Annotated in this window: 22 protein-coding genes; 10 read left to right on the top strand and 12 right to left on the bottom strand. The window is 60.0% G+C overall.

Annotation, left to right across the window (positions count from 1 at the left end; translation table 11 throughout):
- Positions 1 to 417: 417 nt before the first annotated feature.
- Positions 418 to 1,347 carry an AraC family transcriptional regulator gene (locus tag F6R97_RS21110; RefSeq protein WP_315867036.1) on the top strand — a complete coding sequence of 310 codons (930 nt, stop codon included), beginning with the start codon at positions 418 to 420 and terminating at the stop codon, positions 1,345 to 1,347.
- A gap of 130 nt (positions 1,348 to 1,477) precedes the next feature.
- On the opposite strand, the gene F6R97_RS21105 is transcribed toward F6R97_RS21110, so the two are convergent.
- The 6 genes from F6R97_RS21105 to F6R97_RS21080 form a co-directional block, all read right to left on the bottom strand.
- Positions 1,478 to 2,533 (bottom strand): ABC transporter ATP-binding protein, encoded by a 1,056-nt coding sequence (locus tag F6R97_RS21105; RefSeq protein ID WP_052967300.1) that lies wholly within the window; start codon positions 2,531 to 2,533, stop codon positions 1,478 to 1,480.
- Positions 2,534 to 2,548: 15 nt separating this feature from the next.
- Positions 2,549 to 3,397, bottom strand: a complete 849-nt coding sequence (locus tag F6R97_RS21100; RefSeq protein WP_038981913.1) for an ABC transporter permease — start codon at positions 3,395 to 3,397, stop codon at positions 2,549 to 2,551.
- A complete protein-coding gene (locus tag F6R97_RS21095) occupies positions 3,394 to 4,302 on the bottom strand; it encodes an ABC transporter permease (protein ID WP_315867035.1) in 909 nt (302 codons plus the stop codon). The genes F6R97_RS21100 and F6R97_RS21095 overlap by 4 nt, the downstream gene beginning before the upstream one ends.
- A gap of 144 nt (positions 4,303 to 4,446) precedes the next feature.
- Complete coding sequence (locus F6R97_RS21090) at positions 4,447 to 5,550, bottom strand: ABC transporter substrate-binding protein (RefSeq protein ID WP_030128157.1); 1,104 nt, start codon at positions 5,548 to 5,550, stop codon at positions 4,447 to 4,449.
- A 218-nt stretch (positions 5,551 to 5,768) separates the two neighbouring features.
- On the bottom strand, positions 5,769 to 7,229 hold the full coding sequence (locus F6R97_RS21085; RefSeq protein WP_315867034.1) for an aldehyde dehydrogenase family protein: 1,461 nt from the start codon (positions 7,227 to 7,229) through the stop codon (positions 5,769 to 5,771).
- Complete coding sequence (locus F6R97_RS21080) at positions 7,226 to 8,863, bottom strand: 5-guanidino-2-oxopentanoate decarboxylase (protein WP_315867033.1); 1,638 nt, start codon at positions 8,861 to 8,863, stop codon at positions 7,226 to 7,228. Before F6R97_RS21080 ends, F6R97_RS21085 begins: the two co-directional genes overlap by 4 nt.
- Before the next feature lie 159 nt (positions 8,864 to 9,022).
- Between F6R97_RS21080 and F6R97_RS21075 the strand changes: the two genes are divergently transcribed.
- On the top strand, positions 9,023 to 9,904 hold the full coding sequence (locus tag F6R97_RS21075) for a LysR substrate-binding domain-containing protein (RefSeq protein WP_315867032.1): 882 nt from the start codon (positions 9,023 to 9,025) through the stop codon (positions 9,902 to 9,904).
- Between the two features lie 122 nt (positions 9,905 to 10,026).
- Here F6R97_RS21075 and F6R97_RS21070 read toward each other — a convergent pair whose 3' ends face one another.
- Positions 10,027 to 10,641 carry an NAD(P)-dependent oxidoreductase gene (locus F6R97_RS21070; protein WP_315867031.1) on the bottom strand — a complete coding sequence of 205 codons (615 nt, stop codon included), beginning with the start codon at positions 10,639 to 10,641 and terminating at the stop codon, positions 10,027 to 10,029.
- 191 nt (positions 10,642 to 10,832) lie between these two features.
- Positions 10,833 to 11,714, bottom strand: a complete 882-nt coding sequence (locus F6R97_RS21065; protein ID WP_048395594.1) for an MBL fold metallo-hydrolase — start codon at positions 11,712 to 11,714, stop codon at positions 10,833 to 10,835.
- A 114-nt stretch (positions 11,715 to 11,828) separates the two neighbouring features.
- Here F6R97_RS21065 and F6R97_RS21060 point away from each other — a divergent pair, with 114 nt between their 5' ends.
- Positions 11,829 to 12,734, top strand: coding sequence for a LysR family transcriptional regulator (locus tag F6R97_RS21060; protein ID WP_204369459.1), 906 nt, complete (start codon positions 11,829 to 11,831; stop codon positions 12,732 to 12,734).
- A gap of 191 nt (positions 12,735 to 12,925) precedes the next feature.
- Positions 12,926 to 13,102 (top strand): hypothetical protein, encoded by a 177-nt coding sequence (locus F6R97_RS21055; protein ID WP_167344819.1) that lies wholly within the window; start codon positions 12,926 to 12,928, stop codon positions 13,100 to 13,102.
- Between the two features lie 21 nt (positions 13,103 to 13,123).
- Here the strand turns inward: F6R97_RS21055 and F6R97_RS21050 are convergent, their stop codons facing one another.
- Positions 13,124 to 14,035, bottom strand: coding sequence for a helix-turn-helix domain-containing protein (locus F6R97_RS21050; protein WP_048395592.1), 912 nt, complete (start codon positions 14,033 to 14,035; stop codon positions 13,124 to 13,126).
- Between the two features lie 188 nt (positions 14,036 to 14,223).
- On the opposite strand from F6R97_RS21050, the gene pobA reads away from it, so the two are divergent.
- Together pobA and F6R97_RS21040 are read left to right on the top strand one after the other, a co-directional pair.
- Entirely contained in the window at positions 14,224 to 15,408 is a 1,185-nt protein-coding gene (pobA, locus tag F6R97_RS21045; RefSeq protein WP_409999806.1) for a 4-hydroxybenzoate 3-monooxygenase, read from the top strand.
- Positions 15,409 to 15,486: 78 nt separating this feature from the next.
- The gene (locus tag F6R97_RS21040) at positions 15,487 to 17,004 is read left to right on the top strand and encodes an MDR family MFS transporter (protein ID WP_315867030.1); all 1,518 of its coding nucleotides are present in this window, start codon (positions 15,487 to 15,489) and stop codon (positions 17,002 to 17,004) included.
- A 54-nt stretch (positions 17,005 to 17,058) separates the two neighbouring features.
- Here the strand turns inward: F6R97_RS21040 and F6R97_RS21035 are convergent, their stop codons facing one another.
- From F6R97_RS21035 to F6R97_RS21025, 3 genes are all read right to left on the bottom strand, one after another.
- On the bottom strand, positions 17,059 to 17,925 hold the full coding sequence (locus F6R97_RS21035; RefSeq protein WP_315867029.1) for an ATPase: 867 nt from the start codon (positions 17,923 to 17,925) through the stop codon (positions 17,059 to 17,061).
- 116 nt (positions 17,926 to 18,041) lie between these two features.
- A complete protein-coding gene (locus F6R97_RS21030; protein ID WP_038981901.1) occupies positions 18,042 to 19,034 on the bottom strand; it encodes an NAD-dependent epimerase/dehydratase family protein in 993 nt (330 codons plus the stop codon).
- A gap of 61 nt (positions 19,035 to 19,095) precedes the next feature.
- Entirely contained in the window at positions 19,096 to 19,989 is an 894-nt protein-coding gene (locus F6R97_RS21025) for a LysR family transcriptional regulator ArgP (protein WP_315867028.1), read from the bottom strand.
- Positions 19,990 to 20,085: 96 nt separating this feature from the next.
- On the opposite strand from F6R97_RS21025, the gene F6R97_RS21020 reads away from it, so the two are divergent.
- The 4 genes from F6R97_RS21020 (at position 20,086) to F6R97_RS21005 (ending at position 24,300) form a co-directional block, all read left to right on the top strand.
- Positions 20,086 to 20,487, top strand: coding sequence for an ACT domain-containing protein (locus F6R97_RS21020; protein WP_038981899.1), 402 nt, complete (start codon positions 20,086 to 20,088; stop codon positions 20,485 to 20,487).
- A 5-nt stretch (positions 20,488 to 20,492) separates the two neighbouring features.
- Positions 20,493 to 21,095, top strand: a complete 603-nt coding sequence (locus F6R97_RS21015) for a LysE/ArgO family amino acid transporter (RefSeq protein ID WP_315867027.1) — start codon at positions 20,493 to 20,495, stop codon at positions 21,093 to 21,095.
- Between the two features lie 176 nt (positions 21,096 to 21,271).
- A complete protein-coding gene (locus F6R97_RS21010; protein WP_007898423.1) occupies positions 21,272 to 21,868 on the top strand; it encodes a superoxide dismutase in 597 nt (198 codons plus the stop codon).
- 383 nt (positions 21,869 to 22,251) lie between these two features.
- Positions 22,252 to 24,300: a putative bifunctional diguanylate cyclase/phosphodiesterase gene (locus F6R97_RS21005; RefSeq protein ID WP_038981897.1), complete on the top strand. Its 2,049-nt coding sequence runs from the start codon at positions 22,252 to 22,254 to the stop codon at positions 24,298 to 24,300.
- Positions 24,301 to 24,349: the final 49 nt, after the last annotated feature.

The raw sequence follows: 24,349 nt of genomic DNA, 5'->3' as shown, positions 1-24,349 counted from the left end.
GTTCAACCCTCCTAGGTCATCCAGTGGCAGCCGAGGACGGGCTGCGACAGGATCCAAGATTAGGCGGCGCGCCCTGGTCGTCGTTAGTCGATTTCTGCCGGCTTGTTGCACAATCCTGCGCGGCTGCAGAAAGCGTCTGTAACAGCATGTAAACCATGGTCATGGCACTGTCATATGAGATTCGGGCAAGTGTGCTGAACTCATGTAGGAGCTGCGATCTTTTGATTTTGAAAGACCAAGTCAAAAGATCGCAGCCTGCGGCAGCTCCTACAAAAGCAAAGCCGCGCCCGGCAAACGTTGGAGCGCAGATCCACCCCGTGCAGAATCAGGCAAGCTTTTGGCAGGATGTGTCTACCGTTGTCCCTTGCACAAATTTAAGCTCAGCCCATCACCAACGCGTCACCGAGGATGCCCTGCATGTCGTCGCTCGATCATTTTCAAGCCCCGCTGGATGCCGACATGGAAAAACAGCGCGCGGAACTGGCCGCCCTCATCCGCCGTAACACGATGGAGGATGGCACTTATGCCACCGCCGTCGGTTCGCTGTTCATGTCGCGCCACAGTAAAAACCACGACTTCGCTCCAGTGCTGGCGCAACCGGCCCTGTGCATCATGGCCCAGGGGCGCAAGGAAGTGCGGCTGGCGGATGAATACTTCAATTACGACCCACTGAATTACCTGGTGGTGTCGGTCTCGATGCCCTTGAGCGGGCGGGTGGTGAACGTCTCGCCCGAGGAACCGATCCTCGCCGTGCGGCTGGACATCGACCCGGCGGAAATCAGCGCGCTGATTGCCGACGCCGGGCCCATCGGCGTCCCCACACGTCCCACTGGCCGCGGCCTGTATGTGGAGCAGATCGACACGGCAATGCTTGATGCCGTGCTGCGTCTGGCGCGTTTGCTGGATACACCCAAAGACATCGCCATGCTGGCGCCGCTGATTCGTCGAGAGATTCTGTATCGGCTGTTACGCAGCCAGCAGGGTCATCGGCTGTATGAGATTGCCATCGCCAACAGCCAGAGCCATCGCATCAGCCAGGCGATCAAATGGCTCAACGGCAATTATGAGCAACCGCTACGCATCGATGATCTGGCGCGGGAAGTGAACCTGAGCGTGTCGACATTGCATCACCGATTCAAGGCGATGACGGCGATGAGTCCGCTGCAGTATCAGAAGCAGTTGCGCCTGCAAGAGGCGCGGCGGTTGATGCTGGCTGAAGGGCTGGAAGCTTCGGCGGCGGGTTATCGGGTGGGGTATGAAAGCCCTTCGCAATTCAGCCGGGAGTACAGCCGATTGTTCGGGGCGCCGCCGCTCCGGGATTTGGCGCGGTTGCGGTTGTCGGTTTGATCTGACTTTTGTTGTGTGGCTGATGACCCCATCGCGGGCAAGCCCGCTCCCACAAGGTCCGGTGTACACGGAAACCTGTGGGAGCGGGCTTGCCCGCGATGAGGCCAGGAAGGCCAATATCAAATCTGGATCAGGCGCTTAGTACTCGGCACGCCTCAGCCGGCAATGTCACCGACACCGGATTGCCAATGCTCAACCCAACTCCCTGACACGGCGTGCTCAACGCAGTAAACGACACCCCGGAACACTCAACAGTCGTTTCAATCGTCGCACCGATATCCCGCACAAACGTCACCTTCCCGAGCAAGCGATTCCCCGCCGTGGCCTGGGGTTGCGACAGTTGCAGGTCTTCCGGGCGGATCAGCATTTTCACCTTCTCCCCCACCACAATGCTGCTGCAGATCGGCACTTGCAGGGCATCGCCACCGGGCAAGCTGACCTTGCCGTTGCCCAGCGCCGTGGCCGGGAAAATATTGCCCGAACCGATAAAGTCCGCGACAAACTCATTGGCCGGATGCCGATAGATTTCAATCGGCGTACCCACCTGCTGCACCCGATGCTCACCCAGCACCACCACGATGTCAGCCATGGTCATGGCTTCGCGCTGGTCATGGGTGACCATGATGGTGGTGATGTTCAAACGCTGTTGCAGCTGACGGATTTCCACCTGCATCGACTCACGCAGCTTGGCGTCCAGCGCCGACAGCGGTTCGTCGAGCAGGAGGATTTTCGGCCGCGAAGCAATCGCCCGGGCAATCGCCACACGCTGACGCTGACCGCCGGAGAGTTTTGCCACCGGGCGATCAATCATTTCCTGCAGCTGAATCAGCTCCAGCAACTCCACCACCCGCGCCTGTTGATCAGCCTTGCTGACCCCACGCAGTTTCAGCGGATAGGCGATGTTCTCCCCCACCGTCATGTGCGGAAACAGCGCCAGCGATTGGAACACCATGCCGAAATTACGCTGATGCGCCGGCGTATGGCCGATGTCTTCACCGTCCAGGCGAATCTCGCCGCCGGTCAGGGTTTCAAGCCCGGCAATCATCCGCAGCAAGGTGGTTTTGCCGCAGCCCGAAGGGCCGAGGAAACACACCAGTTTGCCCTCGGGCAAATGCAGGTTCACATCTTTTACCGCGCAGGCCGAGCCGTAATGTTTCTCGACGTTTTCCAGAATCAGACCAGTCATGTTGCACCTCAAGAATCAGAACGAAACGCCACCTTCACCGACCAGCTTCTCCAACGCCCAGATCAGGACGAAGTCGATCAGCACGATCAGCACGGCAAACGAGAAAACGGTAGGGTCGAGCGAAGACACTGTGCGGCTGTACATCCAGATCGGCACGGTCATGACGTCGATGGTGTAGAGGAAATAGGTCACGGTGAATTCGTTGAACGAGACGATGAACGCCAGCAACATGCCCGCCAGAATCCCCGATTTCATCAGCGGCACCACCACATCGACAATCGCCCGTAGCGGTGAAGCGCCGAGCATTTGCGCGGCTTCCTCGACTTCGCTGCCGATGGAGAGCATCGCCGCCGTGCAGTTTTTCACCACGAACGGCAGCGCCAGAATCACGTGGGCAATCACCAGTCGCGAGGTGGTGATGTGGAAAGGCAGGCTGTCGAATACCAGCAGCAAGGCCAGGCCCAACACCACCATCGGGAACACCAGTGGCAGCGACATCAATTGCAGCGCCACGGCCTTGCCGCGAAACTCGCAACGGGTCAGGGCATAGGCTGCCGGCACCGCGATAATCGTGGCGAAAATCATGGTCAGGCAGGCCACCATCAAACTGGTGGTCATGGCTTTGCCGAGGCTCAGCACATCGCTGGAATCTGGCGATACGAAGGTGTTCCAGGCGGCCTCGTACCATTGCAGGCTGTAGCTGCTGGGCGGGAAGTCGAGGTTCGATGCGCCACTGAACGACATGACAATCATGGTCAGAATCGGCAGCACCGCCAGCAGCAAAATGAAGCCCGACAGGATGCCGGCGAACTTGCCGGTATCGCCCGGCAGCAGCGAGTGGCGCTTCTTGATCAGGGTACTCATTGCGAAGCCTCCAGCATGCGCCGACGACGGCCAGTGATGTATTCGGACAAGGTCATGATCGCCAGGGTGGTAACGATCAGCACCACACCGGCAGCAGACGCGGCGGGCCAGTTCATCAGCGGGGCGATCTGGTCATGCACCATCACCGCCAGCATCGGCACGCGCCGACCACCGAGCAGCAGCGGCACCACAAAACTGCTGGCGTTGTAGGCGAACACCAATGTCGCGCCAGTGATAATCCCCGGCAAACTCATCGGCAACACCACCTGGCGAAACACCTGCAAGCGACTGGCGCCGAGGGTGGCAGCGGCTTCTTCGTAAGTGCGGGCGACGCCGCGCATGGCGCTGGCAATCGGCAGCACGGCCAACGGGAACGCGGTTTGCACCAGGCCCATCAACACGCCGTTCTGGTTGTAGAGCAGCATGATCGGGCGCTTGATCAGGCCCAGGCCCATCAGCGCCTGATTGAGCATGCCGCCGGGGCCGAGAATCACCAGCCAGCCGTAGCTTTGCAGCAGCAGGTTGACCAGCAATGGCAGCAGCACCGCCGCGAGGAAGATCCGCCGCACAAACGGCGAGGTCAACCGCGACATGGTGTAGGCGACGGGGATCGCCAGCAGCACCGCAATCACCGCACTGATCAGCGCCAGGCGCAACGTCAGCAGCAACGATTTGAGGTAATAGGGTTCCAGCAATTGCGCGTAACTGGCCAGGCTGAACCCGGTCCATTCCGCGCCTTTGGTGCCGACGCTCATGCGCAGCACCAAGAGGCTCGCGGCAATCAGCACGCCGAGAAACAGCATCGACGGCGAGAGGAAAAGCCAGGCGCGCGCCGTCGGTGAGACACCCCGATTGAGGCGCACGGGTGCGGCGCTTACCGGATGGGTCAGAGGTTGGTGTTCCATAGCAAAGGGTCTCGTCAATGGAAGATCAGGAATATCTCGCGCCCGGCCCGTGTAGGAGCTGCCGAAGGCTGCGATCTTTTGATCTTTTTCAGAGCCACCGAAGAGCAAGATCAAAAGATCGCAGCCTCCGGCAGCTCCTACGGATCAGGAAGAAAAGATTTCCGTGTAACGACGAATCCATTGGTCATGTACGGAGGCCAGGAAGGCGTTGTCGTGCATGATCGCCTTCTCGGCAATCTGCTCCGGCGTGAGGATGTACGGGCTCTTGCGTGCTTCGGCGGAGATGATCGCCTTGGCGTTGACCGGGCCGTTGTAGATGTCTTCGGCCATCTTGCCCTGCACCAGCGGGTCCAGAGAGTGGTTGATGAAGGCGTAGGCCAGGTCGATATCGCCCGGACGATTTTTCGGCATCACCGACAACATCAGGTCGGTGTAGAAGCCTTCCTTCATGCCGAACGTAGCGCCCAGACCGTAGGCCGGATCGCGAATCTGTTTCGGGAAAAACGCCGGCGCGTACAAACCGCCCATGTCCAGAGAACCGGTGCGGAACAGCTCGGCGATCTGGTTCGGGTTTTCGCCCAAGGTCACGACGCGATCTTTCAGCTCGGCGAGTTTCTTGAAGCCTGGCTCGATGTTGTGTTCGTCACCACCGGCCAGTTTGGCGGCGATGATGATCAGGTCCATGGCCTCGGTCCAGTTCGGCGGCGGCAGGAAGATGTTCGGCGACAGCTCCGCGTCCCACAGGGCGGCATAGCTGTCTGGCGCTTCTTTGATGGTGCGGGTGCTGTAGACCAGGCTGTTGCACCACAGCAGGTAACCGATGCCGTGACCGTTGGCGCCAGTGCGGTATTTCTCCGGCACGTCGATCAGGTTAGGGATGCGGTTGAGATCGGGTTTTTCCAGCAGGTTGGCGGCGGCCAGACCTTCGGCGCCGACGCCGGCCAGAGTGATGATGTCGTACTGCGGACGATCACCGCCGGCCTTGAGTTTGGCGACCATTTCCGAAGTGCTGCCGGTGCGGTCAGCGATGACCTTGCAGCCGTACTTGGCTTCGAAGGTTGCCGCGATATTGCGCAATGCTGCAAGGCCGGTGTCATCGGACCAGGTCAGCAAGCGCAGGGTCTTGCCCTGGAAACGTGTGTCGCTGGCATTGGCCTTGATGAACGGCATACTCATGGCCGCCGCCGCCACGGACGCCACGCCCACGGTTTTGATGAATTGACGTCTGTTCAGATCGTGCTCGCCCATGAAGGACTCCCTTTGTTTTTTTAAGTATGAGGTTGGTCGCAACCGTTGCATCCGCGCGGCCAGATCAGCTTCAAGCCCCCGGTTTCAATGGGCCTTGGCGATGCCAGCGGGTTCATCCTGAGGTCGTGCAAAACACCTGACTATCGATAAAAACTCATTGAAGCCATGACGCTGGCGCATGCCTCATCACGAGGCATGCGCGGCCTTTTTTCGTGCCTTCAGACGGCCCGAATCACGTGTTTGATTTCCTGGAAAGCCTGCAAGCCCCATGGCCCCAATTCGCGGCCGATGCTGCTCTGTTTGTAGCCACCCCAAGCGGTCTGCGGGAAGATCACTTGCGGCGCGTTGATCCACACAAGCCCCGCCTGCAAAGCGTTGGCGACCCGATCAGCCGCTTCGGCGTCGCGCGTGACCACGCTGGCCACCAGGCCGAATTGGCTGTCGTTGGCCAGGGCAATCGCCTCGGCTTCAGAGCTGAAACTGCGCACGCAGATCACCGGGCCGAAAATCTCTTCGCACCACAGCGCACTGTCGAGGGGCACGTCGACGAAAATGGTCGGCTGCAAAAAATAGCCGTGTGACAGGTCCGCCGGACGATTACCGCCGCAGATCAACTTCGCCCCAGCGCTCAAACCGCGATCGATGTGCCCCAGCACACGTTGGTATTGCGCCTGATTGACCAGTGCGCCCATTTCCACGTTCGGGTCGAACGGGTCGGCCACGCGAATGGCTTCGGCGCGCGCCTTCAATCGCGCTACAAATTTATCCGCCAGCTCATCGGAAACCAGCACGCGGCTGGTGGCGGAACACATCTGCCCGGCGTTGAAGAAACCACCGCCACAGGCCACTTCCACGGCCAGCTCGATGTCGGCATCGGCGAGCACCAGCAGCGAAGATTTGCCGCCCAATTCCAGGCTCACACCCTTCACGGTTTCCGCCGCCCGCTGCATCACCTGCACCCCCACTGCGTTGCTGCCGGTGAAGGAAATCTTGGCGATGCGTGGGTCAGCCGACAGTGGTGCGCCAACAGCCAGGCCGGTGCCGCAGACCAGATTGAACACACCGTTTGGCAGACCGGCCTCGGCAATGATCGTCGCCAGTTCCAGCTCCGGCAGCGGCGTCACTTCCGACGGTTTGAGCACCACGCAGCAACCGGCGGCCAGGGCCGGGGCGAGTTTCCAGGCGGTGGTGACCATCGGGAAATTCCACGGCACGATCAGCCCCACCACACCGCATGGCTCGCGGCGCAAACGGGCGCTGAACTCGTCGCTCGGCAACGCCACGGCGTTGTCCTGTTTCGCGTCCAGGCCTTCGGCCAGATCGGCGTAATACTCGAACGTGGCGATTACATCGTCGACATCAATGGCCGCTTCGAACAGCGGTTTGCCGTTGTTGCTCGACTGCAACTTCATCAACTGTTCACGACCAGCCTGCACGCCTGCGGCGATTCTGCGCAGGATCGCCCCGCGCTCGGCGCCGGTGGTTTTCGACCATTCTTTGAAAGCGTTGGTCGCCGCCGTGACGGCCTGATCGACAGCGTGTTCATCGCCGCCGTTGACGGTTGTCAGCAGCGCTTCGGTCGCCGGGTTGATCACGCGTAAGTGTTCGTTGCCGGCCGACCATTGACCATCGATGTAAAGGCCATCAAGCGTGGTCGGGAACGTCGCAGAAAAACTCATTTCGACACCGCCTTCATCCACTGGGTCTGATCGATTTCAATCAGGGTCGGGCCTTGGCGATCGGTGGCGAGACGCAGCGCGCTGCGCAGTTCTTCGACACCGCTGACCGCCTCGGCCGCGCAGCCCAGCGCCTTGGCCACACCAATGAAGTCCGGGGTGTAGATGTCCACGCCAACCGGCTCGATGTCGCGGTTGACCATGTATTTCTTGATCTCTTCGTAGCCCTGGTTATTCCACAGCAGGACGATCACCGGGGTGCGTGCTTCCACCGCACTGGCCAGTTCCGGCAGAGTGAATTGCAGACCACCGTCGCCAATCAGGCACACCACCGGAGGGCGTGCGCCGCCTTCGACGCTGCCACCGAGCCAGGCGCCAATCGCCGCCGGCAAGGCGTAACCGAGGGTGCCGTAACCGGTGGACGAGTTGAACCAGCGGCGCGGGCGTTCCGGGTTGAAGGTCAGGTTGCCGGTGTACACCGGTTGGGTCGAATCGCCGACAAAAACCGCGTTCGGCAATTCGTGCAAAACAGTTTCCAGGAAGCGGGTCTGGGCCAGCGTCGGGGCGTCCCAGGATGCGGCCAATTCATCGCGCAAACGCGCGGCACGCACCTGGCCCCAATCGTTGCGACGCTCGGCCAGCGACTGGTGGGACAGCGCACTCAGCAAGGCCTGAGCGGCGTTGCGCGAGTCGGCGACCAACGCGACTTTCGGCGGGTAATTACGCACGGTCTGGTCGGGGTCGATGTCCACGCGCAGCAGCACGCCGGGAATGTCGAAGCCGCCAGCGAAGGTGATGTCGTAATCGGTTTCGGCCAGTTCGGTGCCGATGGCCAGCACCACGTCGGCTTCGGCGACCAGCGCGCGAGTGGCTACCAGGCTTTGGGTCGAACCGATCAGCAGCGGGTGGCTGGATTCGAGCATGCCTTTGGCATTGATGGTCAGGGCCACCGGCGCATCCAGCAGTTCCGCCAGTTCAGTCAGTTCGGCCGCGGCATCGATGGCGCCACCACCGGCGAGAATCAATGGGCGCTTGGCACCGGCCAGCCAGTCGGTCATGCGGCTGATCGCGCTTGGCGAAGCACCAGCGCGATCGATGTTCACCGGCACGCTGGCGAGCAAGTCATCGGCCTCTTCGACCAACACGTCCAACGGGATTTCGATGTGTACGGGACGCGGACGGCCAGCCTGGAACAGCGCGAAGGCGCGGGCCAACACGCCCGGCAATTCAGCCGCCGACATCAAGGTGTGGGAGAACGCCGCCACGCCGCCGACCAGCGCGCTCTGGTTTGGCAGTTCATGCAGCTTGCCGCGACCGCCGCCCAATTGGCTGCGCGATTGCACGCTGGAAATCACCAGCATCGGGATAGAGTCGGCGTAAGCCTGGCCCATGGCGGTGGTGATGTTGGTCATGCCAGGACCGGTGATGATGAAGCACACACCCGGTTTGCCGCTGGTGCGCGCATAACCGTCGGCCATGAAACCGGCGCCCTGTTCGTGACGCGGAGTGACGTGGTTGATGCTCGAACGGGCCAGCCCGCGATACAGCTCCACGGTATGCACCCCGGGAATGCCGAACACCTGCTCGACCCCGTAACCTTCGAGTAACTTGACCAATACTTCGCCGCACGTCGCCATGTCTTTGCCCTTTTTGTTCGTTTGAGACGCCGGGCCTGCGCAGTGTTTATGATGGGTTGGCAGGTCCAGGGATGGCCTCATTGGAACGGGCGACGCGTAGCCGCAACAATGGATAAAAAGTCATACTAGCCATGTCCTCACGTCATACCTTGGATCCCAATGAAACGATTGCCTCCCCTGCCGGCGCTGCACACTTTTCTGATCACCGCGCAGTGCTGCAACTTCACCCGGGCCGCCGAACAGCTGCACATCACCCAAGGCGCGGTAAGCCGGCAGATCGCCGGGCTGGAAGATCATCTGGGTTATGAGCTGTTTATTCGCCAGGCGCGGGGCTTGAGCCTGACCGCCGAAGGACGGGAATGGCTGCCACGGGTGCAGCAGATTTTCAGCCTGATCGACGAGGCGGTGGAGCAGATCGGCGAGAAGCGCGAAACCCTGCAACTGAAAGCCCCGACCTGCGTGATGCGCTGGCTGTTGCCACGCCTGTTGCAGTGGCAAAAGGAACGCCCGGACGTGCCGGTGGAATTGACCACCACGGTGAAACACGGCGTGGATTTTCATCGCGAGCAGTTCGACGCGGCGGTGATGTATGGCCCGCCGCCGGACAGCTCACTGGCCTCCCGGCATCTGTTCGATGAGCAACTGACGCCCGTGTGTTCCCAACCGATGCTTGAAGGGCCGATGGCTTTGCAGACCCCGGCCGACCTGCAGCAACACTTGTTGCTGCACCCCACCCGCGATGAACGGGACTGGAACGCCTGGCTGAAGGCTGCGGATATTCGGCTGAGCAATGTCGGCAAGGGGCAGCATTTCGAAACCCTGGACTTGGCGATGTCGATGGCGTCCCAGGGGACAGGTGTAGCGATTGGCGATTGGTCGTTGATCGGCGATGACCTGAGTGCCGGACGGCTGGTCATGCCCTTTGACTTGAAGGTGAAAACCGGGTTGGCGTATTACCTGGTGTTCCCCGAGAAACCGGAACCTTCGCCGAAGTTGCGTGAATTGATGGGGTGGTTGGTGGAGCAGGCGCAGAGCCGCTAAGAGATGATCGTTCCCACGCTCCGCGTGGGAATGCAGCCCGGGACGCTCCGCGTCCCTTCCAAAGCCGAACGCGGAGCGTCCGTTGAGGCATTCCCACGCAGAGCGTGGGAACGATCAGACGATCAATACCCGACAGTAAACCGCTGGCGGGAATGCTTCGGTGTTTCCACTTCATCGATCAGCGCAATCGCGAAGTCAGCAAAGGTAATCCAGCTACGGCCTTCGGCACTCACCAGCAAGTCATCCTTGCCAACCCGAAACGAGCAGGTGCGCTCACCTTCGACGAACTCCGCCGACGGGGACAGGAAGGTCCAGTCCAGGTCCTTTTCCTGACGCAAGGTATTCAGGAACGCGGCACCGGCGCTGGCCTCGGCCTTGTATTCCTCGGGGAAGCCTTCGCTGTCGATCACCCGTGAGCCGTCCGGCAGCAACAGCGAACCGGCACCGCCGACCACCAGCAGACGCTTGACCCCAGCCTTCTTCACCGGCTCGATAATCGCGCTGGCACGGATGGTGGAGAAATGCGCAGCGCTGATCACCGCATCATGCCCGGCCACGGCGGCTTGCAATGCTGCGGCGTCGAGCACATCGACGTTTTTGCTCACGACATCGGCACGCGGGGTGATTTTCGAAGTGTCGCGAGCGATGGCGGTGACGCTATGACCGCGACGCAAGGCCTCTTCCAACAGTTGGCTACCGGCACGACCGGTGGCACCGATGATTGCGATGTTGCTCATGACGTTTCTCCAGTTGGCTTGGGTGAATCTGTATTGAGTTGTGCGGCATGGGGCGACGCAGAACCTGTGGGAGCGTGGCTTGCCCGCGAAGAACGATGACGCGTAATCCCTGAAAAACCGCGGTGCCTTCTTCGCGGGCAAGCCACGCTCCCACAGGATTTTCGTCATCCTCCTCTCCACTGCTCAGCGGATTACCACTTCATCTCGCCCTTGGCGACTTTGGCGCTCAGCTCCAGCGAGCTTTCTTCGCCCAGGGTCGGGTAGCGTTTTTTCATCGCGGCGATCAGTTCGGCAGCGTCTTTCGCCTTGGCGGTTTCTTCGTCGAAAGCCTTGATGTAACCGGCAGTGAACTGCACCGCCGCCAGAGAGCGAGCGCTCTCACCAAGGTAGTGACCCGGTACGATGGTTTTCGGCTTCAGCGCTTCGATCGCCTGCAACGTCGTCAGCCAATCGGCATGGGATTGCGGGGTCTGGGTGTCGGCCATCCACACGTGAATGTTTTCCGCGACCACCACGCCACCGACCACAGCCTTGATTGACGGGATCCACACAAAGCTGCGATCAGGCTGCTTGCCGTCCAGGCCGATCACCTGCAATTTTTGCCCTTCCAGCATCAGGCTGTCGCCCTTGAGCACCTGCGGCACGATGGTTTTGTTCGGTACGTCAGCGCCCATTTTCGGGCCCCAGAATGCCAGTTTGCCGTCGACGGTTTTTTTGATGTGATCAACCGTCGGTTGCGAGGCCAGCACCTTGGCTTTCGGGAACGCTTGGGTGACGGTGTCGAGACCGAAGTAGTAATCCGGGTCACCGTGGCTGATGTAGATGGTGGTCAGTTGCTTGCCACTGGCGCGAATTTTTTCCACCACCTGTTCGGCCTGGGCTTTGCCGAATTGCGCGTCCACCAGAATCGCTTCCTTCTCGCCACTGACCAGCACCGAGGTCACCGGGAAGATCGCGTTGGTGCCTGGGTTGTAGACGTCCAGCGTCAGAGTGGATGCCGCAGCGGCATGGGCCGCGAAGCCGAGCGTGGCGGTTGCCAGAAGAATGCGTTTGATTGAAGTGAAGCCGATCATCTGTTGCTCCGTTGTCCGAATGCCGTGCTTGGCGATGGGACAGAGCTTAGTTGCCTGGTTCGATACAAAAAATGCGATGCTTGAACATAGTTTGTTTCTGAAAGCGGGCAAATCATGGATCGTCTACAAGCAATGCGGGTGTTCGTTACGGTGGTGGACCTGGGCAGCCAATCGGCTGCAGCCGATCACCTGGACCTGTCACGGCCGGTGGTTTCACGCTATCTGGCGGAACTGGAAGACTGGGTCGGCGCGCGCCTGATGCACCGCACTACGCGCAAATTGAGTCTGACCGCCGCCGGCAGTGAGATCCTGCCTCGCTGTCGGCAGATGCTCGATTGGTCCACCGACATGCAGGCCGCCGTCAGCGAACCGGACGACGCACCGCGAGGCCTGTTGCGGATCAGCGTCAGCACCTCATTCGGCCAAGCGCAACTGGCGGACGCCATGGCGGCCTACGTCAAACGTTACCCCGGCGTCAGCATCGATATGCAAATGCTCGACCGCACGGTGAACCTGGTGGACGAACGCATCGACCTGGCCATCCGCACCAGCAACGACCTGGACCCGAACCTGATCGCCCGGCGGCTGACGGTCTGCCGCTCAGTGATCTGCGCCTCCCCCGCTTACCTGCGCGAGCACCCGACACCGCAACGGGTCGAGGACCTCAGCCTGCACAACTGCCTGACCCACTCCTACTTCGGCAAAAGCCTCTGGCATTTCGAACAGGACGGAGAGCCTGTTTCGGTGCCGGTGCAGGGCAATATCAGCGCCAACGAAGCCAGCACGCTGTTGCGCGCGACGATGGCCGGCGCCGGCGTGGCGATGCTGCCCAGCTATCAGGCGGGAGTGCATATCCACAGCGGTGAACTGATCCGCCTGCTGCCCCAGGCCGAGCCTCGGCAGATGAACATTTATGCGGTGTATGCCTCACGCAAGCACATGCCGGCGGCGTTGCGCAGCATGCTGGATTTTTTGGTGCTCAGATTTCCCGAAGAACCGGAGTGGGATATCGGGCTTTAAAGCTTCGCCAACTCCTGGAGTTTGAATGCTTACCCTGTAGGAGCTGCCGAAGGCTGCGATCTTTTGATCTTCAGCGGCGGCGAGAAGATTAAGATCAAAAGATCGCAGCCTTCGGCAGCTCCTACACAACTCACCCGCGCTGACCTATGCTCAAAGCAGTACCGGAAGGTATTCGTTCAGAGGTCAACGCCATGAACATCAAAACAAAAAGATACCTCGCCATTTTCATCACTTGCGCGGCGACGCTGGCGCTGTATGGCACAGCCGCCTGGCGTGTCGAGCAGTTGCGACAAGTGCCCCGCGAATACGCGAGCTGCAACTTCGAACGCTGCATTCCCCACAACGCGACCCTCAATGCCCTCCGGTAACGAACACCCTGTGGCGAGGGGTCAGGCCTCGTTGTCCTGATCGGCATGGTCCTGATCGGCCTTCAAACGGTCGCGAAAGGCCTTCGGTGAAATCCCCACGCGACGCCTGAACAGGCGTGTGAAGTTGGTCGGATCGGAAAACCCCAACACGTCGGACATTTCATAAATGGTCATGCTGGTGTAGGTCAGCAAGCGCTTGGCCTCCAGCAATTGACGCTCGTGCATGATCTGCAACGCCGGTTGCCCCGCCAGTTCACGGCATGTGCCGTTGAGGTGGGACACGGAAATTCCCAGCCGATGAGCCAGGTCCTCGACCTTGACGTGCTGGCGATAGGTTTCTTCCACCAGCTGAATAAAGCCATTGAGGTATTCCCGGGCCCGTTGCGGACGCTGAGTGGCGGTTTGGCGCTGAATCACCTGACGGCTAATCCACACCATGATCACGCTGACCAGCGAATGCATGAGCATTTCGCGCGCCGGTTGATGGCCGGTGTATTCGCTTTGCAGCGCTGAAAACAGGCTGTTGAGGTACTCGCTGTCCTTGCCCGCCGGGTAGCTTTCGGCCTGTGCCAGAGCGTTCACCGAATTGCCCAATTGTGCTTGCAGGTGGGCGATCAGCGGCGCGGCCAGCGTGACGACGAAACCTTCGACGTTCTCGGAAAACCGATAACCATGCACCGATAACGGCGGCAGAATCAGGATTGCCGGCTCGGTCAATTGTGAGCGTTTGCCTTCGATTTCAAGCTCTGCCTGACCTTTGAAAACGAAGAGCAGCTGACACAAATCGGCGTGGCGGTGGGGTTTGATTTCCCATTGATGTTCGCGGCTGCGTTTGGAAATGGTTTCACAGTGCAATAAGTCAGGGGTCGGCCAGTCCAGGCTTTCACCGTAGAGTTTGAACACCGGAATCGATGGCAGGTCAGGCTTGTTCATCACTTCAATCCAGGCCTCGAGGGTAACGGGGCGATAATCGCACCGATTGGCAGAATGTACAGGTATCGGCTCAGTTTTCCCCTTCAATTGACAGACTCGCAAGTGAAAAATGCAAGTACTCGATCCATAAAAATCATTCACCGGTCTTGGCCGTGTGGAGCTTGCGAGTCATAAAAACAATGAAAACACTGAAAACCCAAGTCGCGATCATCGGTGCCGGCCCCTCTGGTTTGCTACTCGGCCAATTGCTGCATAACGCCGGCATCGACACCCTGATCCTCGAACGCCAGACCCCGGACTATGTGCTCGGACGCATCCGCGCCGGTGTCCTCGAACAAGGCATGGTAGAGCTGTTGCGTCAGGCCGGGGTGGGGCAGCGCATGGACGCCGAAGGGTTGGTCCATGCAGGCTTCGAACTGGCCCTCGACGGGCGCCGGGTACACATCGATTTGCAGGTGCTGACGGGCGGCAAAACCGTAACGATCTATGGCCAGACCGAGGTCACCCGCGATCTGATGGCCGCTCGTCGGGACGCCGGTGCACAGACGATCTATGAAACCAGCAATGTCGCCCCCCACGACATGAAAACCGCTGAACCCTTTGTCACCTTCGACAAGGACGGCGAAACGTATCGACTCGATTGTGACTACATCGCCGGTTGCGATGGTTTCCATGGCGTGGCGCGGCAATCGATACCTGCTGATTGCCTGAAGATATTCGAGCGGGTTTATCCGTTCGGCTGGCTGGGGATTCTCGCTGACACGCCACCGGTCCACGAAGAATTGGTCTACGCGCGGCATGAACGGGGTTTTGCGCTGTGCAGCATGCGTTCGCCGACACGTACCCGTTATTACCTCCAGGTTCCGGCCCAGGACAAAGTCGAAGATTGGTCCGATCAGCGCTTCTGGGATGAGCTCAAATCCCGTCTGCCGACTGCCCTCGCCGCCTCTCTGGTGACCGGCCCGTCGATCGAAAAAAGTATCGCGCCGCTGCGCAGTTTTGTGGTCGAGCCGATGCAGTACGGGCGGATGTTCCTGGTCGGCGACGCCGCACACATCGTTCCGCCCACTGGCGCCAAAGGGTTGAACCTGGCGGCCAGCGACGTCAGTACGTTGTTCAATATTCTGCTGAAGGTTTACCGCGAAGGCCGTGTGGATTTGCTGGAGAAGTATTCCGAGGTCTGCTTGCGGCGGGTGTGGAAAGCCGAGCGGTTTTCCTGGTGGATGACCTCGATGCTGCATCGCTTCGACGAGCATGACGCGTTCAGCCAGCGCATCAGCGAATCGGAGCTGGCCTATTTCGTGGACTCCGAGGCCGGCCGAAAAACCATTGCAGAAAATTACGTCGGCCTTCCTTATGAGGCTATCGAATAGCCTGCTACCGACTTACACTGGCGAGCATCCCGCTCGCCTTGGCTGCTGCGGGTCCATTACTGCCCGCAGGTTTTACCCGTGACCAATCTCAACCAGCCTGAAACGCCCAAACCGGCCATTCGCAGCGTGCTGATCGCCCTGATGCTGGCGATCTTTCTGGGCGCGCTGGATCAGACCATCGTCGCCGTGTCGATGCCGGCCATTTCCGCGCAATTCAAGGATGTCAGCCTGCTGGCCTGGGTGATTTCCGGGTACATGGTGGCGATGACCGTGGCGGTGCCGATCTACGGCAAACTCGGCGATCTGTATGGCCGCCGCAAGTTGATGCTGTTCGGCATGGGGGTGTTCACCCTGGCGTCGTTGTTCTGCGGCATGGCGCAAAGCATGGAGCAACTGGTGCTGGCGCGGATCCTTCAGGGCATCGGTGCCGGCGGGATGATTTCGGTGAGCCAGGCGATCATCGGCGACATCGTTCCGCCCCGCGAACGCGGTCGCTATCAGGGTTACTTCAGCAGCATGTACGCGGTGGCCAGCGTGGCCGGCCCGGTACTCGGTGGCTACATGACCGAATACCTGTCCTGGCGCTGGGTGTTCCTGATCAATCTTCCATTGGGCCTAGGTGCCTGGCTCGTGGCCCACCGCACGCTGGTGGGGTTGCCAGTGCCGCAGCGCAAGCCGATCATCGACTACTTCGGCACCGTGCTGATGATCATCGGCCTGACGGCGTTGTTGCTGGGCATCACTCAGGTCGGCCAAGGCCATTCGTGGCGCAGCACCGAAGTGTCGGGTTTGCTCGGTTGTGCGGTGGTGGTGCTGGCCGTGTTCGTCTGGCATGAACGGCGGGCGCGGGAACCGTTGCTGCCGATGCACTTGTTCGCCAACCGCAGTGCGATTCTTTGCTGGTGCACGATTTTCTTCACCAGTTTCCAGGCGATTTCCTTGATCGTGCTGATGCCCCTTCGCTTCCAGAGCGTCACCGGCGCCGGAGCCGACAGCGCGGCGCTGCACCTGTTGCCGCTGGCCATGGGTTTGCCGATAGGCGCGTATTTCGCCGGACGCCAGACCTCGGTGAGCGGTCGTTATAAACCGATGATCCTGACTGGCGCCCTGCTCATGCCATTCTCGATTCTCGGCATGGCGTTCAGTGCGCCTCAGGCGTTTGTGCTGAGCAGCCTGTTCATGTTGCTCAGTGGGATCGCCAGCGGTATGCAGTTCCCGACATCGTTGGTGGGTACACAAAACTCGGTGGAACAACGGGATATCGGCGTCGCAACCAGCACGACGAATCTGTTCCGTTCCCTGGGTGGCGCGGTGGGTGTGGCGTTAATGTCGGCGCTGCTGCTGGCGTTGTTGCAGGATTCGAGTTTCGCGCATCTGGCCGGCTCATCGCTGATTGCCGAGGGCCATTCGGGGAATGTCTTGCTCGATGGTTTGAACGCCGCACCGGGGGATGCACAAAACGCCCTGCGCGCTGAGCTGTTGCTGACCTTCCGGCATTTGCTGATGGTCAGCGCGGCGGTGTCGCTGTTGGGGCTGGCAGCGGCGATTGCCATGCCGAACAGAGTATTGCGAGGGCGGGAGGACACGGTTCGCTAACCCCTCCGACCGATCGTTCCCACGCAGAGCGTGGGAACGATCAACAGGCCCCTATTAAGGCCGGGCGCGCAGCTGTTGCTGCAGATTCTGGATCTGCGCCTGCAGGGTGTTGATGTTGCGGGTGACCTGGCCGCGGAAGGCGTCGAACTCGGCGGTGTTGGTGCCACCTGGTGTGGCGGCCGGGCGGTTGTCCTGTTGGCTTTTGAGTACGATCATGTCTTGCTCCAGGCGCTCGATGGCGGCGCTTGGATTGCCTTGTTTCTTCAGCGCAACGATGTCAGCGCCCAGGCTTTTGAGTTGGGCGTCGAATTGGCTGGTATCGTCCGGCGCGTTCTTCAACGCGGCCAGTTCGCCGCTCAAGGCTTTGACCTGAGCCTGCAACTGAGCATTGGCGGTTTGTTGTTCGGTGGCTTGCGCGGTCATTTGCGCCAGGCGCTTGTCCAGATCGGAGGTCTGGCCGAGTACGCCTTGCTGCTGCTTGCTCTGATCCTGAAGCTTGCTTTCCAGCTGTTTGCTCTGGTCCTGTAGTTTGCTTTCGAGCTGTTTGATTTGCAGCTTCAACGCTTCACTGCCAGTGCTGACGTTGGACTGGCTGGCCACGACCTTGCCGGAAATGTCCTGCAAGCGCCCCGCCGCTTCCTCACTGATGCGCGCAAAACTTTCCTGGGTCGCCACCAGTTGCTGTTCCATCAGCGAGATCTGCTGAAAACTCCACCAGGCAAGGCCGGCGAAGGCAAAGAACAACGCGCCGACCAATGCCCACAGAGGGCCGGTGCTCGGGCCTTTGACCTTGACCACCGGTGTGGTGCGCGAATGCACGGAAGTGCGAGCGGTGGTCGGAAAATCATCGTCATCGAGACTGTTGGCGCGCAGGCTCGGGACATCGTCGAAGTCGTCGTTGGCATCGTTACGCATGGGCATTAGGGTCAACCTTTGTAAAACGCGGTGATGGCTTGATGCGGCGAAGTATAACCCCCGCTGCCGCACCGGTTGACCCTGAACCCCGAACTCGGTTCAGTCAGGGCCGCCCTTGTGTGTCAGCGAATGTCCTGAGCCTTCCACCAGCCGCAGAATTCATCGAGGGCGGTCCAGAGGCTGACTTTCGGATCGTAGTCCAGATAATGCCGTGCGCGACTGATGTCCAGGGTGAAGTTTTTGTTCATGACCTGCATGCCCAGCCGCGACAGTGTCGGCTCGGGACGACCAGGCCACAGCTTGCACACACCCTCGTTGAGCGCGGCAAGGCTGTAGGCCAAACCGTAGGAACGGTAACGGGTAACCTGTGGGACATCCATTTGGCGCATCACGTAATTGACCACATCCCACAACGGAACCGGCGCTCCGTTGCTGATGTTGTAGGCCTTGCCCAAGGCCGAACCGCTGGCCAGCAAGCTGCTGAGCAACGCTTCATTGAGGTTTTGCACGCTGGTGAAATCGACCTTGTTCAGGCCATTGCCGATAATCGCCAACCGCCCTTTGCGCTGCATTTTCAGCAGCCTGGGGAAAATGCTCATGTCGCCGGCGCCCGTCACGAAACGCGGGCGCAGGGCCAGGGTTTCGAGGCCGAATTCCTGCGCACCGAAGACTTTTTGCTCGGCCAGGTATTTGGTCGCGGCATAGGGATGTTTGAAGCGCTTGGGCACCTGTTCTTCAGTCAACCCCAGGTGATCGCGGCCATCGAAGTAGATCGACGGCGACGACAAATGCACCAGGCGCCGAACGCGCTGTTTCAGACAGGCCTCGACCACGTTCTCGGTGACTTCGACGTTGCCTTGATGAAAGTCCTGATACCGCCCCCACAAACCGACAGCGCCGGCGCAATGGACCACGGCTTCGACGCCTGAACACAGGTCGCGCGCCAGTTGCGGGTCGCTCAAGTCGCCCTGAATGAACTCGGCGCCACGGCGCACCAGATGCTCGACGCTTTCGGCCCGGCGACCGTTGACCCGCACGTCCAGGCCCTGCTCCAGGGCGAAACGCGCAAAGCGTCCGCCAATGAAGCCGCTTGCGCCGGTGACCAGAATCTTCATGAATTGCTCCGAATATTTCGTTTTGCATATTGCATAGGGCGTGAGGTCTTGACGCTGCCCGTCAGTCCAACGGCACCAGCCATTGCTTCGACGAGCCCACCAATTGATCGGTGAGTAACCCCAACAGCTGACCGCCATTGCGCCAATGATGCCAGTACAGCGGCACATCGATCGGCTTATCTGGCAAAAGCTCCTGCAATTGACCGCGCTCCAGTTGCTCGCGCACCTGCAACTCAGGCACCAGGCCCCAGCCAAGCCCTGCTTCCGTGAGGCGAAGAAAGCCTTCGGACGATGGGCATAAATGGTGTTCGAAACCGCCATCCACACCGAGGGATGCGAGGTAGCGATGCTGTAGGAAATCGTCCGGCCCAAACACCAAAGCCGGAGTTTTCGCTAACTGATCGGCGCGCACACCTTCGGGAAAATGCCGGGCAATGAACGCCGGGCTCGCCATCGCACGGTAGCGCATCGCCCCCAACAGAACGCTGCGCGCTCCGGCCACCGGCCGTTCACTGGCGCAGACACACCCCGCCACTTCGCCTGCGCGCATGCGTTTAAGGCCAACGGTCTGGTCTTCTACTACCAAGTCGAGCAACAGATGTTGTTCCGCGCAAAAGTCGCCCACCGCCTCGGCCCACCAAGTTGCAAGACTGTCGGCATTCAGCGCGATACGCAGGCGTTCCGGCAGGCCTTCTTCGTCCAGCGCCGGGACCAACGTTTGTAGATCGCGCTCAAGCAATCGCACCTGCTGCACATGGTTAAGCAATCGCCGGCCAATCTCCGTCGGCGCCGGAGGTGTGACCCGCACCAGCACCGGTTGGCCGACCCGTGCCTCCAGCAGTTTGATCCGCTGAGAGATGGCCGATTGGGACAACCCCAGCACCTGCGCGGCACGTTCGAATCCGGCCTGCTCGATTACGGCGGCGAGCGCGGAAAGTAATTTGTAGTCGAACATCAGTTTTCCTAATGGGCGATCAGTACTATTGGTTTTTCTTATACAGCCTTCAACTGGAGAATGGCCAGCAAGAACTCTTGAACAAGGATCACCGACATGGCTGGCGAAACGTCATTGGCAACCCTGCTGCGCAGCATGAGCCCGCAACTCAACGACGGCGAATACGTGTTTTGCACATTGCGCGACGGCAAGCTGCCTGCCGGCCTTGAGATTGTCGGCAGCTTTCGCGAGCGGGAAGGCCTGACGGTGATTCTGGAACGTTCCCACGCTGAAAAGGCCGGTTTCAGCTTCGACTATGTCGCCGCCTGGATCACCTTGAACGTGCACTCGGCCCTCGAAGCCGTCGGTCTGACCGCCGCGTTCGCCACCGCATTGGGCCAGGCCGGCATCAGTTGCAACGTGATCGCCGGCTATTACCACGACCATTTGTTCGTCGGCCAAGCCGATGCCGAACGCGCCCTGCAGGTACTGCGGGATCTGGCGTCCAACGCGGAGTAATACGTATGTGGCAAAGCTATGTGAACGGCCTGTTGGTGGCCGCGGGGCTGATCATGGCGATCGGCACCCAGAATGCATTTGTGTTGGCGCAGAGCCTTCGGCGTGAACATCACCTGCCGGTGGCGGCGCTTTGCGTGACCTGCGATGCGTTGCTGGTGGCCGCCGGAGTGTTCGGCCTGGCGACGGTGCTGGCGCAAAACCCGACCCTGCTGGCCATCGCCCGTTGGGGTGGCGCAGTGTTTTTGCTGTGGTACGGCAGCCTGGCGTTGCGTCGGGCTTGCTCGAAACAAAGCCTGCAACAGGGTGAAAATCAGACGGTACGCTCGCTGCGGGCGGTGCTGCTCAGTGCGTTGGCGGTGACGCTGCTCAACCCGCACGTTTATCTGGACACCGTGTTGCTGATCGGTTCTCTCGGCGCACAACAGACCGAGCCCGGTGCTTATGTGGTGGGCGCGGCCAGTGCGTCATTGTTGTGGTTTTTCACTTTAGCCCTTGGCGCGGCATGGCTCGCACCATGGCTGGCACGGCCAAGCACCTGGCGAATCCTCGACCTGTTGGTCGCCGTCATGATGTTCACCGTAGCGTTCCAGTTAATCATCGCTTCATGATTTATTCCAAAAGGCTCTGGAACCTCTATTCCACACAGTTGTTGCGTGGTTATGCCGCCCCCCCGGTGCTATGATCCGATCCCTGCGCCGCAAAGAGTACAAACTCCCCGGCGCATGTCTGGCCGCCCGTGATCGGCCTTGCGCTCACCGCAACTGACCTGATTAGGAGAATCATCATGGCTTTCGAATTGCCGCCGCTGCCTTACGCACACGATGCCCTGCAGCCGCACATTTCAGAGGAAACTCTGCAGTACCACCACGACAAGCACCACAACACCTATGTCGTGAACCTGAACAACCTGGTGCCAGGCACCGAGTTCGAAGGCAAGACCCTGGAAGAAATCGTCAAGACTTCCTCGGGCGGTATCTTCAACAACGCCGCTCAGGTCTGGAACCACACTTTCTACTGGAACTGCCTGGCGCCAAACGCCGGCGGTCAACCAACCGGCGCGCTGGCGGATGCCATCAACGCAGCTTTCGGTTCGTTCGACAAGTTCAAGGAAGAGTTCAGCAAAACCTCCATCGGCACCTTCGGTTCCGGTTGGGGCTGGCTGGTGAAAAAGGCTGACGGTTCCCTGGCCCTGGCCAGCACCATCGGCGCCGGCAACCCGCTGACCAGCGGCGACACCCCGCTGCTGACCTGCGACGTCTGGGAACACGCTTACTACATCGACTACCGCAACCTTCGTCCGAAGTACGTCGAAGCGTTCTGGAACCTGGTCAACTGGAAGTTCGTGGCTGAGCAGTTCGAAGGCAAAACCTTCACCGCTTAAGCTTCGCGCCAGTCAAGAAACCCGGCTTTTGCCGGGTTTTTTTATGGGCAGGGGAAATGGGTACATCCCTACAGCCGCCTTCGCGGGCAAGCCTCGCTCCTACAGTAGGAGGGCGCTTTCCCACAACACGAGTGGCATTCGCCCTCTTGCCCTCACATCGCAGCGGTCTAACATCAACCACAAGGAAAAATTGTCCCGCTCCCCTCAAGTTGAGGCCCCCAACAACCGACACAGTACTAATAGGGCAAATACTCAAAACAACAGCATATCGGCCAAGCTACCGGCAAAATCCCCTGGGTTGGAATGTCCCTTTGACTGACATCACGGGATTGCCAATACTCATGGCAACTTGACGCTACCCGCACGGAACAAGGAATAACCCTTTGAAGCTGGAACTCAAGAACAGCTTGTCGGTGAAGTTGCTCCGGGTCGTGCTCCTGTCGGCATTGATCGTCGGCGTAGTCTTGAGCTGCGCGCAGATCGTTTTCGATGCCTATAAAACACGTCAGGCCGTAGCCAGCGATGCCCAGCGCATCCTCGACATGTTCCGCGACCCCTCGACCCAGGCCGTCTACAGCCTGGACCGGGAAATGGGCATGCAGGTGATCGAAGGCCTGTTTCAGGACGATGCCGTGCGCATGGCCTCCATCGGCCATCCTAACGAAGCCATGCTTGCGCAAAAAACCCGTGAACTGCAGCACTCCAACAGCCGCTGGCTGACTGACCTGATCCTCGGCAACGAACGCACCTTCACCACCCAACTGGTGGGCCGCGGCCCCTACAGCGAGTACTACGGCGACCTGAGCATTACTCTCGACACGGCCACCTACGGCAAGGGATTCATCGTCAGCTCGGTGATCATCTTCATCTCTGGTGTATTGCGCGCCCTGGCCATGGCTTTGGTGCTGTATCTGGTCTATCACTGGCTGCTGACCAAACCGCTGTCGCGGATTATCGAGCACCTGACCGAAATCAACCCGGACCGGCCCAGCGCCCACAAGATTCCGCAGCTCAAGGGTCATGAGAGAAACGAGTTGGGCGTCTGGATCAACACTGCCAACCAGTTGCTCGAATCCATCGAGCGCAACACTCACCTGCGCCACGAAGCGGAAAACAGCCTGCTGCGCATGGCCCAGTACGACTTCCTCACCGGTTTGCCGAACCGCCAGCAATTGCAGCAACAACTGGACAAAATCCTCGTCGACGCTGGCAAATTGCAGCGTCGGGTTGCGGTGCTGTGTGTCGGGCTCGATGACTTCAAAGGCATCAACGAACAGTTCAGCTATCAGACCGGCGACCAGTTGCTGCTGGCCCTGGCCGATCGCCTGCGGGCTCACAGCGGTCGCCTCGGCGCCCTCGCCCGTTTGGGTGGCGACCAGTTCGCACTGGTCCAGGCCGACATCGAACAACCCTATGAAGCGGCCGAACTGGCCCAAAGCATTCTCGATGATCTGGAAGCGGCCTTCGCCCTCGATCATCAGGAAATTCGCCTGCGCGCCACCATCGGCATCACCCTGTTCCCCGAGGACGGTGACAGCACCGAGAAGTTGCTGCAAAAAGCCGAGCAGACCATGACCCTGGCCAAGACTCGCTCGCGCAACCGCTATCAGTTCTATATCGCCAGCGTCGACACGGAAATGCGGCGGCGCCGCGAGTTGGAAAAAGACTTGCGCGATGCCTTGATCCGCGACCAGTTCTACCTCGTTTATCAACCGCAGATCAGCTACCGCGATCATCGCGTGGTGGGCGTCGAGGCGTTGATTCGCTGGCAGCATCCCGAACACGGGCTGGTGCCGCCGGACCTGTTTATCCCGCTGGCCGAGCAGAACGGCACCATCATCGCCATCGGCGAATGGGTGCTGGATCAGGCCTGTAAACAATTGCGCGAATGGCACGATCAGGGTTTCGACCTGCGCATGGCGGTGAACCTGTCCACCGTGCAATTGCACCACGCCGAGTTGCCGCGGGTGGTCAACAACCTGCTGCAAATGTACCGCCTGCCACCGCGCAGCCTGGAGCTGGAAGTCACCGAAACCGGCCTGATGGAAGACATCAGCACCGCCGCCCAGCATCTGCTGAGCCTGCGTCGCTCCGGCGCGCTGATCGCCATCGACGACTTCGGCACCGGTTATTCATCACTGAGCTATTTGAAAAGCCTGCCGCTGGACAAGATCAAGATCGACAAGAGCTTCGTTCAGGATCTGCTTGATGACGACGACGATGCGACCATCGTTCGCGCCATCATCCAGCTGGGCAAGAGCCTGGGCATGCAGGTGATTGCCGAGGGTGTGGAAACTGCCGAGCAAGAGGCCTACATCATCTCCGAAGGCTGCCACGAAGGTCAGGGTTATCACTACAGCAAACCGCTGCCGGCACGGGAATTGAGTGTCTATCTGAAACAGGCGCAGCGCAGTAACGCGGTTATTTTGTAGAAGATCAAAAGATCGCAGCCTCGTTTCACTCTGTAGGAGCTGCCGAGTG

This window comes from Pseudomonas sp. JV414, assembly GCF_032424305.1.
In the GTDB taxonomy this organism is placed as follows: Bacteria; Pseudomonadota; Gammaproteobacteria; order Pseudomonadales; family Pseudomonadaceae; genus Aquipseudomonas; species Aquipseudomonas lini.
Note: the sequence above shows the minus strand (reverse complement) of the source record. Positions and strands in the feature narration are given on the sequence as shown.

Bases quoted from the DNA above. Each gene is read 5' to 3' on its own strand.
- F6R97_RS21065 (WP_048395594.1), bottom strand. From the start codon at position 11,714: ATGATCGGCTTCACTTCAATCAAACGCATTCTTCTGGCAACCGCCACG.
- F6R97_RS21075 (WP_315867032.1), top strand. From the start codon at position 9,023: ATGAAACGATTGCCTCCCCTGCCGGCGCTGCACACTTTTCTGATCACC.
- F6R97_RS21025 (WP_315867028.1), bottom strand. From the start codon at position 19,989: ATGTTCGACTACAAATTACTTTCCGCGCTCGCCGCCGTAATCGAGCAG.
- F6R97_RS21015 (WP_315867027.1), top strand. From the start codon at position 20,493: ATGTGGCAAAGCTATGTGAACGGCCTGTTGGTGGCCGCGGGGCTGATC.
- F6R97_RS21090 (WP_030128157.1), bottom strand. From the start codon at position 5,550: ATGGGCGAGCACGATCTGAACAGACGTCAATTCATCAAAACCGTGGGC.
- F6R97_RS21085 (WP_315867034.1), bottom strand. From the start codon at position 7,229: ATGAGTTTTTCTGCGACGTTCCCGACCACGCTTGATGGCCTTTACATC.
- F6R97_RS21050 (WP_048395592.1), bottom strand. From the start codon at position 14,035: ATGAACAAGCCTGACCTGCCATCGATTCCGGTGTTCAAACTCTACGGT.
- F6R97_RS21100 (WP_038981913.1), bottom strand. From the start codon at position 3,397: ATGAGTACCCTGATCAAGAAGCGCCACTCGCTGCTGCCGGGCGATACC.
- F6R97_RS21055 (WP_167344819.1), top strand. From the start codon at position 12,926: ATGAACATCAAAACAAAAAGATACCTCGCCATTTTCATCACTTGCGCG.
- F6R97_RS21070 (WP_315867031.1), bottom strand. From the start codon at position 10,641: ATGAGCAACATCGCAATCATCGGTGCCACCGGTCGTGCCGGTAGCCAA.
- F6R97_RS21110 (WP_315867036.1), top strand. From the start codon at position 418: ATGTCGTCGCTCGATCATTTTCAAGCCCCGCTGGATGCCGACATGGAA.
- F6R97_RS21060 (WP_204369459.1), top strand. From the start codon at position 11,829: ATGGATCGTCTACAAGCAATGCGGGTGTTCGTTACGGTGGTGGACCTG.
- F6R97_RS21030 (WP_038981901.1), bottom strand. From the start codon at position 19,034: ATGAAGATTCTGGTCACCGGCGCAAGCGGCTTCATTGGCGGACGCTTT.
- F6R97_RS21105 (WP_052967300.1), bottom strand. From the start codon at position 2,533: ATGACTGGTCTGATTCTGGAAAACGTCGAGAAACATTACGGCTCGGCC.
- F6R97_RS21095 (WP_315867035.1), bottom strand. From the start codon at position 4,302: ATGGAACACCAACCTCTGACCCATCCGGTAAGCGCCGCACCCGTGCGC.
- F6R97_RS21020 (WP_038981899.1), top strand. From the start codon at position 20,086: ATGGCTGGCGAAACGTCATTGGCAACCCTGCTGCGCAGCATGAGCCCG.
- F6R97_RS21010 (WP_007898423.1), top strand. From the start codon at position 21,272: ATGGCTTTCGAATTGCCGCCGCTGCCTTACGCACACGATGCCCTGCAG.
- F6R97_RS21080 (WP_315867033.1), bottom strand. From the start codon at position 8,863: ATGGCGACGTGCGGCGAAGTATTGGTCAAGTTACTCGAAGGTTACGGG.
- F6R97_RS21035 (WP_315867029.1), bottom strand. From the start codon at position 17,925: ATGCCCATGCGTAACGATGCCAACGACGACTTCGACGATGTCCCGAGC.